This is a genomic window from Paenibacillus ottowii (assembly GCF_006874425.1).
In the GTDB taxonomy this organism is placed as follows: domain Bacteria; phylum Bacillota; class Bacilli; order Paenibacillales; family Paenibacillaceae; genus Paenibacillus; species Paenibacillus ottowii.
Genome location: NZ_VIJZ01000014.1, coordinates 48,265 through 61,094, shown reverse-complemented (window position 1 = coordinate 61,094; position 12,830 = coordinate 48,265). Strand labels below are relative to the sequence as shown.

14 protein-coding genes are annotated in these 12,830 nt (G+C 47.1%); all 14 read right to left on the bottom strand.

Going from position 1 to position 12,830, the window contains the following annotated elements:
• Positions 1–75 precede the first annotated feature (75 nt).
• A complete protein-coding gene (gene lysS, locus FKV70_RS23655; protein ID WP_063208406.1) occupies positions 76–1,602 on the bottom strand; it encodes a lysine--tRNA ligase in 1,527 nt (508 codons plus the stop codon).
• A 110-nt stretch (positions 1,603–1,712) separates the two neighbouring features.
• The gene (greA, locus tag FKV70_RS23650; protein ID WP_007428055.1) at positions 1,713–2,189 is read right to left on the bottom strand and encodes a transcription elongation factor GreA; all 477 of its coding nucleotides are present in this window, start codon (positions 2,187–2,189) and stop codon (positions 1,713–1,715) included.
• Positions 2,190–2,403: 214 nt separating this feature from the next.
• Positions 2,404–3,432: a tRNA dihydrouridine synthase DusB gene (gene dusB / locus FKV70_RS23645; protein WP_142614745.1), complete on the bottom strand. Its 1,029-nt coding sequence runs from the start codon at positions 3,430–3,432 to the stop codon at positions 2,404–2,406.
• Between the two features lie 45 nt (positions 3,433–3,477).
• A complete protein-coding gene (locus tag FKV70_RS23640) occupies positions 3,478–3,678 on the bottom strand; it encodes a helix-turn-helix domain-containing protein (protein ID WP_063208402.1) in 201 nt (66 codons plus the stop codon).
• Entirely contained in the window at positions 3,630–4,178 is a 549-nt protein-coding gene (gene folK / locus FKV70_RS23635; RefSeq protein ID WP_142614744.1) for a 2-amino-4-hydroxy-6-hydroxymethyldihydropteridine diphosphokinase, read from the bottom strand. The genes FKV70_RS23640 and folK overlap by 49 nt, the downstream gene beginning before the upstream one ends.
• 9 nt (positions 4,179–4,187) lie before the next feature.
• Positions 4,188–4,550 carry a dihydroneopterin aldolase gene (folB, locus tag FKV70_RS23630; RefSeq protein ID WP_063208398.1) on the bottom strand — a complete coding sequence of 121 codons (363 nt, stop codon included), beginning with the start codon at positions 4,548–4,550 and terminating at the stop codon, positions 4,188–4,190.
• A gap of 162 nt (positions 4,551–4,712) precedes the next feature.
• Positions 4,713–5,579 (bottom strand): dihydropteroate synthase, encoded by an 867-nt coding sequence (gene folP, locus FKV70_RS23625; protein WP_142614743.1) that lies wholly within the window; start codon positions 5,577–5,579, stop codon positions 4,713–4,715.
• Positions 5,576–6,472: an aminotransferase class IV gene (locus tag FKV70_RS23620; RefSeq protein WP_142614742.1), complete on the bottom strand. Its 897-nt coding sequence runs from the start codon at positions 6,470–6,472 to the stop codon at positions 5,576–5,578. The genes folP and FKV70_RS23620 overlap by 4 nt, the downstream gene beginning before the upstream one ends.
• Positions 6,473–6,475: 3 nt before the next feature.
• Positions 6,476–7,051, bottom strand: coding sequence for an aminodeoxychorismate/anthranilate synthase component II (gene pabA / locus FKV70_RS23615; protein ID WP_063208392.1), 576 nt, complete (start codon positions 7,049–7,051; stop codon positions 6,476–6,478).
• A 5-nt stretch (positions 7,052–7,056) separates the two neighbouring features.
• A complete protein-coding gene (locus FKV70_RS23610) occupies positions 7,057–8,679 on the bottom strand; it encodes an anthranilate synthase component I family protein (RefSeq protein WP_142614741.1) in 1,623 nt (540 codons plus the stop codon).
• Between the two features lie 128 nt (positions 8,680–8,807).
• Positions 8,808–9,746: a cysteine synthase A gene (cysK, locus tag FKV70_RS23605; protein ID WP_063208388.1), complete on the bottom strand. Its 939-nt coding sequence runs from the start codon at positions 9,744–9,746 to the stop codon at positions 8,808–8,810.
• Between the two features lie 240 nt (positions 9,747–9,986).
• On the bottom strand, positions 9,987–10,937 hold the full coding sequence (locus FKV70_RS23600) for a peptidyl-prolyl cis-trans isomerase (RefSeq protein WP_142614740.1): 951 nt from the start codon (positions 10,935–10,937) through the stop codon (positions 9,987–9,989).
• Positions 10,938–10,957: 20 nt separating this feature from the next.
• On the bottom strand, positions 10,958–11,842 hold the full coding sequence (hslO, locus tag FKV70_RS23595; RefSeq protein WP_142614739.1) for an Hsp33 family molecular chaperone HslO: 885 nt from the start codon (positions 11,840–11,842) through the stop codon (positions 10,958–10,960).
• A 218-nt stretch (positions 11,843–12,060) separates the two neighbouring features.
• A complete protein-coding gene (locus FKV70_RS23590) occupies positions 12,061–12,828 on the bottom strand; it encodes a type III pantothenate kinase (RefSeq protein ID WP_142614738.1) in 768 nt (255 codons plus the stop codon).
• Positions 12,829–12,830: the final 2 nt, after the last annotated feature.

The window sequence follows — 12,830 nt, the reverse complement described above, 5'->3', positions numbered from 1 at the left end:
TCTCCATCCGTTCTTATGAAAAAGAGGAACAAGACACGGGAACCCCGGCTGATCCTCTATATTCATAATGTTATGTTATTCTACTGTACGGTTACGCATATGCGGGAAAAGCAGCACATCGCGAATGGAAGGCGCATCTGTCAGCAACATAACCAAACGGTCGATGCCGATGCCCAGCCCACCTGTTGGCGGCATACCATATTCCAAGGCGCGGATAAAGTCATCATCCATTTCATGAGCCTCATCATTGCCATGCTCACGTTCCAGCAATTGGGCTTCAAAACGTTGGCGCTGGTCAATTGGATCATTCAGCTCAGTGAACGCATTCGCATGCTCGCGAGCGACCACGAACAGCTCGAAGCGATCCGTAAAACGCGGATCTTGCTCATTTTTCTTGGCCAACGGCGAAATTTCAACCGGGTGCCCAGTAATAAAGGTTGGCTGAATGAGCGTTTCCTCTACAAAATGCTCAAAGAATGCATTCAAAATATGGCCAAATGTCATGTGCGGTTCAACCGGAACTTTATGCTCTTTTGCAAGGCGATGAGCTTCTTCATTACTCATTTGCACACTAAAGTCTACGCCTGTCACTTCTTTAACAGCATCGACCATGGAAACTCTGCGCCATTGTGGCGTCAAATCCACTTCCTGTCCTTGATACTGAATGTGCTGTGTGCCCAGTACTTCCTGCGCAATATGTGCAATCAAGTTTTCCGTCAATTGCATGATATCTTTATAATCAGCATATGCCTCATATAGCTCGATCAACGTAAACTCAGGGTTATGACGGGTCGATACACCTTCGTTACGGTATACACGCCCGATCTCATATACTTTCTCCATTCCGCCAACAATTAACCGTTTTAAATGAAGCTCAATAGCAATACGCATATAAAGCTGCGTGTCCAATGCATTGTGGTGTGTAATAAATGGCTTCGCCGCCGCTCCACCAGCAATGGCGTGCAACGTTGGAGTTTCAACTTCCAAGTAACCGAGCGAATCCAGATAACGACGCATGGATTGAATAATACGAGACCGTGTGATGAACGTTTTTTGTACTTCTGGGTTCATAATCAGATCTACGTAACGCTGACGATAACGCAATTCAACGTCTTTCAGACCATGGTATTTCTCCGGTAATGGGTACAGGGATTTGGACAAAACCTCAATATCCAATACTTTGATCGTCGTTTCACCTGTCTTGGTCTTAAAGAGCACGCCCTTAACACCAACAATATCGCCGAGATCCAAAATACCAAATGCTTTATAATTGGCTTCAGGTACAGTATCTTGACGAACATAAATTTGAATACGCCCGCTAAGATCCTGTATATGAGCAAAGCTGGCTTTCCCCATTACTCGTTTGGCCATAATGCGGCCTGCTATGCTAACTTCAATATTTTTTTCTTCCAGTTCTTCCTTGGTCAAGCTGTCATACTTGCTCAGTAGTACGCCCGCTTCATCCGTGCGTATGTATTTGCGTCCAAAAGGATCAATGCCCAATGAGCGAAGCTCGTCCAATTTGGCACGACGAATTTGCAATAGTTCACTTAATTCCTCGCGATTTTCCTGTAGTTCCTGGTTAGTAGTTTCATCCGACATGGTGCTAAATCAGCTCCTTCATATGAATAGACGGGCCGGGGTCCGTCTCGGGTGTAGAGAAAAAAAGCTTCCACAAGGAAGCTTTTACATTAAATTCCAACGTCCGTGTTTTATTTCTTGATATCCACGATTTTATATTGAATAACACCTGCTGGAACGGTTACATCTACAACAGTTCCTTTTTTCTTACCGAGAATTGCCTTGCCAACCGGACTTTCATTGGAGATCTTGTTTTGGAGCGGGTCAGATTCGGCAGAACCTACGATAGCGTATTCTGTAATATCCCCGAATTCCAAGTCTTCAACAGTTACCGTTGCCCCTACTCCCACAACATCGGTGTCAATTTCATCGCTATTGATAATACGGGCATTGCGCAGCATTTTTTCCAACGTAATGATACGGCCTTCAATAAAGGCCTGTTCATTTTTCGCATCCTCATATTCGGAGTTTTCACTAATATCTCCGTATCCGATGGCTACCTTAATCCGTTCAGCCACTTCGCGGCGTTTGACAGACTTTAAGTTCTCAAGCTCATCTTCGAGCTTTCTAAGGCCTTCCTGTGTCAGAATGACTTCTTTATCGCTCATCTCAACCGATTCTCCTGTCATGGGAAAAGTTTAAAAGTGCATCGGAATGCACGCTTTCAAAACATAATATGCCACTCTGAGGGAATGAGAACATTTCCTGCTGTTGTCTTGAGAGCTGCATACAAATTGTAGTATACATCAAGATTTTATACTGAACGATTATAGGGCAAGCAATTGGAAAAGTCAATCGCGTGCACAAGTCGGAACAGCTTCCTTATTGCGCAACAGTCGCAGGAAAAGCAGCGTCTGTTGAAAGCCCTTCATTTTCCACCATGTGCAAATGCGATACAAACTGTTCCAATATACGTACCATATCGTCACGCTTTGTTTCTTCCATAATTACATCCTTAATACGTGCAGAACCTTTGATCCCCTTGAGGTACCAAGCCAGATGCTTACGCATTTCACGCACAGCTACTGCTTCGCCTTTCAACGCCACCAGACGGTCCATATGCAGAATGGCAATACGGATTTTTTCTTCTGGGGATGGATCGGGCAACAGCTTACCTGTCTGCAAATACTCAATCGTACGGTACAGCATCCATGGATTCCCCAACGCCCCGCGTCCAATCATAACGCCATCACAATGGGTCAAATCCAGCATACGGCGGGCATCTTCCGGTGTTACCACATCACCATTCCCAATTACAGGAATAGATACCGCTTCTTTAACTTCCCTTATAATATCCCAATTCGCATGCCCCGTATACAGTTGCTCCCGTGTACGACCATGGACGCTGACAGCCTTGCCTCCGGCACGTTCAACAGCGCGGGCATTCTCTACAGCGTAAATATGCTCGCTATCCCAACCGATACGCATTTTCACGGTAACTGGCTTGCTTACCGATTCTACTACTGCTGATACCATCTCATAAATCTTGTTTGGATCAAGCAGCCACCGAGCACCTGCATCACATTTGGTCACTTTGGGAACCGGGCAGCCCATATTAATGTCAATAATATCTGCATTCGTTTCCTGGTCTACGACTTTCGCTGCTTCCACCAAAGATTTGCGGTCGCCTCCGAAAATTTGCAAGCTAAGCGGCTTCTCACGTTCATCTACAAACAGCATCTCACGTGTACGCTTGTTGCCGTGAATGATGGCCTTATCACTAACCATCTCTGCACATACCAAGCCTGTACCGAATTCCTTGGCAATCAAGCGAAAAGCAGGGTTGCACACGCCTGCCATCGGTGCCAGGACGACTTGGTTTTTCATTTCAATATCGCCGATTTTCAACATATCTATTCCCCCCTTTATTCCTTCTTTTATATCGTATACTTATCGTTAATCCGTCAATTCCCGGACTTCAATCTCTAGCGTTTGGGCGATGATGTTCAGCATATCTGCGTCTACTGTACGATTACCTCGCTCCACAGCACCTAATACAGTCAAAGATATGCCGGTTCGGTTTGCCAACTCCTGCTGGGTGAACCCTTTTAGCTTCCGAAAGGCGCGGAGTCGTTGCGCCAGCTGCAAGTTTTCCAAAGCTGTATGCCGTCCTTTCCATCCACAGAATTCAATGCTGTATGCACGATACTGTACAGACCGGACGAATCTTGGCTCGGAACAATGTCAGCCAAAGGAACCAGCACAAAAGCACGCTCCAACATACGAGGATGAGGAAGTTCCAAATCTGGCGTAGCCAGTTGTGCCGCTTCCATCCACAACAAGTCCAGATCAATGGTTCGTGGACCGTTAGGAATATGCCTTACCCTCCCCAGAAGACTCTCCACCTCCAGCATATAAACCAAAAGCTCCTCTGGAGCAAGTGTTGTAGAGACGGCTACCGTCATGTTCAAAAAAGAAGGCTGATCCAGATAGCCAACAGGCTCTGTTTCATACAGGCTGGAGCAGCGCAGCACTCGTATCGCTGGATGTTCGTCCAGTGCGGTAATGGCTTTATACAGGGTATGCTCACGCTCCCCCAAATTAGCCCCTAAAGCAATATAAGCCTCTGATGCCTCAGAGGTCGAATGTGCATTCATGTATCGTTCCTACTTTCTTGCGCGATAAAGCTCAACCGTCACACCCTGAAAATGAATATCAAACGGCGGATGCGGCTTCGTCACTTTGACAGTCAGTGCATTGACACTAGTATAAGTGTCCAGTAGGGAAGATGCAATACGTTCGCCCAAAGCTTCAATCAATTGGTAAGATTCCTTTTCTACAATATCCTTCACGGTGTAATGCACCTCAGCATAATTAACCGTTTTGTCCAAAGCATCCTGCTCACCCGCCTCACGCAGATCAAGCTCCAGCTCCAAGTCTATATAAAAACGCTGTCCCAGCTTACGCTCCTCCGGGAAAACGCCATGATATCCGTAATACTCCATGCGATGCAATTTCATTTTATCCATCTTGGATAGCCCCCTGTTTTTTGATTTTCTCTAAATAAGCTCAACTAAAGATGTACATAGCGCTCGCCTTTGTAACGGGATTCTTACAGTCATATGTTTTACTAATTCAAAGAATACCGTTGCAACAGCGATCGTAGAATCAAAGGATGTGTGAAGCGGGCTTTACCCACCATAACTCAGTGGATTTTTAGACCCGTACACCATCGCATCACACATACGCACAGTGCGCTTGATCTGTGCCACATCGTGCACACGCACAATCTGACACCCTTGGGCAATGCCAAAGGCGACGGTGGCCGCAGTGCCCTCCACCACATCATTCACAGGCAAATCCAGTGCTGTACGGATAAACCTTTTGCGCGATGTAGCCAATAACAGCGGATACCCCAGTTGGCTCAATGTATCGAGAGAAGTCATGGCATGAATATTTTCATTATAATCTTTGGCAAAACCGATGCCTGGGTCTAAAATGATCTGCTCCTTACGCACCCCTGCGTCCAGTGCTAACTGGATACTTTCTTTTAAATCGGACAGCATATCAGAAACCAAATCGGTATAGTTACGGTCATGACGGTTATGCATCAAAATGACCGGACAATCAAATTCCGCTGCTACACGTGCCATATCGGGATCTGCCTTAAACCCCCACACATCATTGATAATGTGTGCGCCTGCTTCAAGCGCCTGCCTGGCTACTTCGGCTTTGTAAGTATCCACAGATAACGGGATGTGCGGTGCAATTCGATGGATCGCCTGGACAACGGGAATGACCCGAGTCAGTTCCTCTTCCACACCTACTGGTTCATGACCCGGGCGAGTGGACTCCCCGCCAATATCAATGATATTCGCTCCATCCTCCACGAGCTTCAACGCATGCAAAACAGCAATCTCTGAATTATAATGCAATCCTCCATCAGAAAATGAATCTGGGGTTACGTTGAGAATGCCCATAATCTGGGTAGAATGTCCGAGTGTAAGCTCGGCCTCCCCCATTTGATAGCTGCGTTCATAAAGAGTTGGTATATTCACTTCATCCCTGCTTTCTGCCTATAATCGTGCAACAGCAAAGCCGTTATGGACTCGGTCTCTGCTAAGGGAGCCGATAAATGGATCGCTATTCCCCCCGGCTCCAATAATAAATTCACGGGTCGTATTTCTTGTATAGAGTTGGTCATAAAAATTTCATCAGCCTGTTTCAGCTCGTCCCAATGGTATAGCCCTTGCTCACATGGAATATCTCGCAAATGCGCAAGCTCCAAAATAAACTCACGAGTAATACCTGGCAAAATTCCAGTAGACAAGTCAGGAGTATACAGCGTATTGTTTCGCACAAAAAACAGATTACTGACTATTCCCTCTGCCAGAAAACCATTGGCCGTAAGCATCATTCCTTCAGCCTTATAACGAACAGCCTCGACATACTGCTGAAGTTCCCGCTTCGCAAAAATATTATTCATATAATGGAGCGACTTTAATCGAACCTCACCCTCCGGAGTATTTCTAGGGGTTCGCAGCAACTGAAGCGCCGACGGCGCTGAGGATTGCCCGGTTTGAGTATTTGTAGAAGGCAGCGGCTTGGCGAACAAAATATGGTTGGGCCGCGTATAGTCACCGGATGGCAAGCCTAGAGCCTCTTCACCCGCTGATACAGTGTAGCGGATATAGGCTTCATCCAGCCCATTTGCCGCCATCAGATGCTGGATATGTTTCGTAAGCTGCTCCCCATCCGGTTGAAAAGGAATGCCGAGCATTTGGCAGCCTTCCTTCAGTCGATGCAGATGCCGATCCAGCAAAAATGGAACACCTTTATAGGTACGGAATGTTTCAAACAAGCCCATACCGTATAAAAAGCCGTGATCACTAACGTGAATCACGGCTTTTGCGGCTTCCGTGAGGACGCCGTTAACTCCGATATATTTCATAAATCAGACGCCTACCTTGCGTTTAAGAAAATTGCGCAACAATTGATGCCCGTAGTCGGTAATGATGGATTCGGGATGGAACTGAACTCCCTCTACAGCAAATTCCTTGTGCCGTAACCCCATAATTTCGCCCTCTGCAGTTTCAGCGGTAATCTCTAGACATTCAGGCAGACTCTCGCGCTCTACCAGCAATGAGTGATACCGGGTTGCTGTGAACGGAGAAGGCAAGCCCTCAAATACTGAAGTATTGTGATGGAGAATCGGTGATGTCTTACCATGCATGAGCCGATCAGCGCGGATAACCTTACCCCCAAATGCCTGTCCGATGGCCTGATGACCGAGACACACGCCGAAAATCGGAATCCGGCCTTTAAAATGGTTGATCACATCCAGCGATATTCCCGCCTCATTCGGCGTGCATGGACCCGGCGAGATCAAAATATGCTCTGGTGCAAGCTCTTCTATGCCTTTCACATCGATCTCATCGTTCCGTTTCACGGTCACTTCTTCCCCAAGTTCACCCAGATATTGCACAAGATTGTACGTAAACGAATCATAATTATCAATCACCAAAATCATACGACTCACCCTCCTGTGATACCGCTCCTGCTCAAAGCGGCTTCTTCTTCGCCACATTGTACCGCCTTCATGACAGCTCTGGCCTTGTTCCGACACTCCCGATATTCCCTGTACGGGTCTGAATCAATGACGATACCCGCACCCGTCTGTAAGTAGGCAATGTTGCCCTTAACAGCCAGTGTTCTTATTATAATATTTAATTCCATATTACCATTATAGTCAATCCATCCAAGGGACCCCGTGTAGGGCCCTCGTCGGACGGGCTCTAATTCTTCAATGATTTCCATGGTGCGCACCTTGGGTGCTCCTGTAATAGTTCCGCCAGGAAAGGTAGCGGCAATTACGTCTATAGCTGTACGACCCGGGGCTAACTTTCCCTCGACCTGAGAAACCAAATGCATCACGTGCGAATAGTATTCGACAGTCAGCAATTCAGGGACATGCACCGACCCGTATTCAGCAATCCGTCCGATATCGTTACGCTCCAGATCGACGAGCATAATATGTTCGGCACGTTCTTTTTCGCTGGAAAGAAGCTCTGCTGCCATAGCAGCATCTTCATCCGGTGTCAGCCCCCTTCTTCTCGTACCTGCAATAGGTCGGGCGCTCACACGTCCATCCTCCAGCTTCACCAGCAATTCCGGTGAGCCACTGACAATCCGCAAATCTGACATACGCAGCATCCCCATATAAGGGGATGGATTCAATAAACGAAGCCATTCATATATATGCTCAGGAAGGGCTGTAAGCGTACGTTGCTGGCGAATCGACAAGTTCACCTGAAATACATCCCCTTGGGCAATATATTCCTGCACACGTTTCACGGCATGTTCAAAGTCCTGTTGGCTGAAAGCTGTTTTCCAGCCTTTAGATTCTTGAAGAACAGCCTCTAATCCTGCTTCGGATAGTCGAGCGCAACGATGAGGATAAGCTGGATCAGTCTCTCCTGCGTGTATGATGTTATTCCACTGAGTCAGCATGTGTTCTGCACGTTGGGCCGCTTCCGCATAAAGCTTGCCAAGTATAGGTGCGGTTTCATCTAACATAGTCTCATTCGCCAAATCAGTCTGAATGCTGAGGTTACAAGAGTGGGCAGGATTAGGCATATGAACAGCACAATATAAGCATGATGCTTCGTGATCATAAATCCATAACTCATTCACCCGCATCCATACATAGTCAGGTATATCTGTATCGTCTGCAGCTTGATTGGGCAAACGCTCCAACGAGCGGGCTACATCGTAGCCCAGGTAGCCCACAAATCCCCCAGAGAAAAAAGGTATACCAGGTACACGTGGCGCACGGTAAGAGGAGATCCAATCGTTCATGACTGTCAAAGGTTGTCCATGTATATCAACATGCTCCCCGCTTTGCAGATCAGTCCAGACTGCATGCTCCCCCTTGCCTTCCAATACAGCAACCGGATTCAAGGACAGATAAGTATACCTTCCACCCTTGGCGCTCTCTAGCAAGAAGGCATATGGTGACGAGTCCTCCCAAGCCTTCCGCCACGATGACGGTAAGCCGCTAACGGTTAATGAGTACTCAGCAATATAGGGCAGCATGCTCCAGTCTTCCTTCTGCCAAGCCTGCCACTGCGCTTCCGTCACTCTAGCTGTCAATTTCATCTGTGTGTGCTGCCCCTTCCCTTACTTTGCCAAAAGTCTGCATTCTTTTCCTTACAAAGAGACCCCCATCCCCTGGTTACAGGGAAATGAGGGACTCCTTACGTATAGTATACACAATTACGGCATAATTACAGCTCGAAATTGTATAGTGGTGTACTCAGGTAACGTTCGCCATTACTTGGAATAATGACAACAATCCGTTTGCCCTTGCCCAATTGCTTAGCAAGTTTCAAAGCTGCGTGAACAGCTGCACCGGATGAAATACCGGACAAAATGCCCTCTTCCTTGGCAACTCTACGTGCTACCTCGAAAGCTTCATCATTTTCTACATGGAAAATTTCATCATAGATGTCGCGGTTTAAAATTTCAGGAATAAAGTTGGCACCCAGTCCTTGAATTTTGTGAGGTCCTGGCTTGCCGCCTGCCAGCAATGGTGAAGAAGCAGGCTCCACAGCCACAATTTTAATATCAGGAAATTCCTTCTTAAGCACTTCTCCGGCACCAGAAATGGTTCCGCCAGTACCTATGCCTGCTACAAAAGCGTCCAGAGTACCGCCAATGGAACGAATTGCTTCTACGATCTCAGGACCCGTTGTTTCACGGTGAATTTTGATATTGGCTTTATTCTTGAACTGCTCGGCAGCGAAATATTCCGGATTCTCGCTCAACAGTTCTTCCATTTTCTTAACAGATCCGTTCATACCTTCTGAGCCTGGTGTTAACACAAGCTCGGCTCCGTAAGCACGCAACAAATTACGACGCTCTATACTCATCGTTTCTGGCATAACAATTACGGCTTTATACCCCTTCGCAGCAGCAACCATTGCCAAGCCGATTCCAGTGTTACCGCTAGTTGCTTCAATAATGGTACCGCCCGGTTTAAGCAGACCTTCACGCTCAGCTTCTTCCACCATACTAATCGCAATACGGTCTTTTACACTGGAGCCTGGGTTCTGATATTCCAGTTTCAGATAAATTTCAGCGCTATCCTCCGGTACGATCCGGTTGAGGCGAACGAGGGGCGTTTCTCCGATAAGGTCGGTGATGTTATTAACAACTTTAGCCATGATAATTCCTCCCTGACTGTAGATGATATATTAAAAATTGCGAAATCATATAGCGGATGACTCTAGGTAAATCATTGTTCGTTTTATGTCGTTCATTTAATTTCCGATAAAAATAGTTGGTTTTATACGCTAATCATAACAATCTTCAATTCCAATGTCAATACAAGTAAATAAGCTGAAATGCTATTTACCCACGTTATCACGCACCTGTTTCCTTCAAAGCAAGCTTCTTTTACGATGTTAGAGAGAAGCAGAAGACGCCTCTTTCCCAGATAAAATACGCGCTCCATATTTATCACGCAGACTCTTCTCGACCTCTTCCAAAGGAGCGGCTTGTGCTAGTGCAAGAGATCGGCGAATCTGCTGACGAATCTGCTGCTTGTCCGGGGAGTTCTTGAGTCTGACATCCTGTACATAAATGACCGCATAGCCATCGTTTAGGGAGATGGGACCTGCAACGTCCCCGGAGCTTAGTTCTCTCGCCGCCTTCATGACCGCCTCCGGTTGAAATGGATCAAATTCATCCACCCATCCCAGCTGTCCGCTATGATCTTCGCCGAGAGGGTTACCTGAACCTGAATGCTCTCGAAGCAGCGTGTCGAAACTTTCTCCTTGCTTGACCCGATCCAGCAACGCCTCTGCTTCCTCCGCTTTAGCCACATAAAGGGCTGCCAGTTTGATCTCCTTACCAGCGGCAAATTCCTCAGGGTGCTGTTCCCAATACTCGTCAATCTGGGATTCCTCAACCTGAATACCTTCGGTAGCTATTTTCTCCAGGCCAATCCGGTACTCCGCTTCATTTCGCAAATCAACCGGATCTAAGCCAAACTGTTGCTGCATCTCCTCAAAGTAGGTTTGTTCTGAGTCGTACCCTTTACTATCCTGCTCCAGCACCTGCTGTAAATCCTCTTGGGTGATCTTGATACCGAGACGCTTGGTTTCAGCCTGCACGGCTTTACGATTCAACATTTGCAACAGCGTATTCGTTCCATATCGCTTTTTCAGTTCCGCTACCCACTGTTCCTCCGATATGCCTTCCTGACCCATCTCCGCCACAATATGATCGCCGTCATCCTTGCTTACATCACCCGGCTTTAACAGCCCCCGAAGCATGATAAGACCACCCAAGGCGGCGACGCTAACGGTCAGAATAATGACAGCTGTCCATAATCCTTTTTCCCGTGTAGTCATCGCTTGCACCGCCCATCCGGTTAGGCCTTAGCTTGATCCAACAGATTTTGCAATTCATCCTTATTAAACTGATAAGCCTCATTACAAAAGTGACACACGACCTCAGCCTGTCCTTCTTCCTCAATTAATTGCTTTAATTCACTTTCTCCCAAGCTGATCAATGTTTTTTCCACACGCTCGCGTGAGCATTCACATTGGAAATGAATATCCATTTCATCAAGAACACGAACGTCCGGCAGCATCCAACGCAGCATTTCTTCAAGCTCCAACCCTTGATCCAGCAGAGCAGTAACGGGTGGAATGGAGCCGACTGCATTTTCAATGGCAGTAATCTCATCATCACTCAGGCCTGGAAGCAACTGAATAATAAACCCGCCAGCCACAATAACGGAGTTATCCGTATCTACCAGCACACCCAGACCGACCGCTGACGGAGTCTGTTCGGATTTGGCAAAATAATAGGTAAAATCCTCACCGAGTTCGCCAGAAATAATCGGAATACTGCCGCGGTACGGTTCTTTTAGCCCCAGATCCTTGATAATATGAATGAATCCCTCTGTACCTACGGCACCCGCTACATCCAGTTTGCCCATACTATTGCTTGGCAAATGCACATGTGGTTCAGTGACATAACCCCGCACTTCCCCTACAGCGTTGGCATCAACGACAATTTGTCCAATTGGTCCATCGCCTTTGACTTGAATGGTCAGTCGTTCATTGCCTTTTAGCATAGAACCCATAATTGCACCCGCTGTGAGGGTTCGTCCCAATGCAGCGGTTGCTGTAGGATAAGTATCGTGTCTTCTCCGCAGTTCCTCTACCAATTGAGTTGTCCGAACCGCAAAGGCTCTAACCCTTCCATCCATGGCGGTGCCGCGAATAAGTCGATCCTGCTTATTTTCCATAATTGATATCCTCCCTATAATCCAAGGCAGCTATGCTGCTTATTTTCATTAGTATTTCCTCATCCTTGAAGCATCATTTCCTACTATATAAACAACCTGCATCAACAGATCACGCGAATTGTTCAAAAACGTAACATATTTCAGTATAGACGAAAAACGCCGCTAATCCAAACCGATAAAATCATCGGTTCGACTCAGCGGCAGCTTGGTTCTACTTTTTATTCAGCGTTACGTTGGTAAATGATGCGTAATCCTTCGAGCGTCAACATCGGCAGCACTTCCTGAATGCTTTCCGTCTCTGATGCGATCAGCTCTGCAAGGCCTCCGGTAGCAATAACCGTGGGTTCCGCCTGCATTTCTTCCTTAATGCGTCTCACAATGCCATCGACTTGTCCAGCATAACCGAAAATAATCCCGGCCTGCATTGCATGGACCGTATTCCGACCAATAACCTTTTTGGGTTTCTCCAGCTCGATACGAGGGAGTTTGGAGGCCCGTTGATACAGTGCCTCCGTCGAAATGCCGATACCCGGCACAATGACTCCACCCAGATAGTTTCCCTTGTCATCAATACAATCAAACGTCGTTGCTGTTCCAAAATCCACTACAACAAGCGGCCCGCCGAACCGTTCTACAGCCGCAACAGCGTTCACGATCCGATCCGCACCTACTTCGCGCGGATTCTCATAACGCAGGTTAAGACCGGTCTTGATTCCCGGTCCAACGATCAGCGGCGTTTTGCCTATATATTTATCGCACATTCCCTCTAATACCCGGACCAACGGCGGAACGACAGAGGAAATAATAACTCCCTGGATGTCATCCATTAATACGCCGCCCATACTAAAAAGATTATGTATGAGTACGCCGTATTCATCGGCGGTTGCCTGTCTGGAAGTGCTGATCCGGTAGTGATGCAGCAGCTCGCGCCCTTCATACATCCCCAGAACAATATTGGTATTACCTACATCCACTACAAGAATCAATG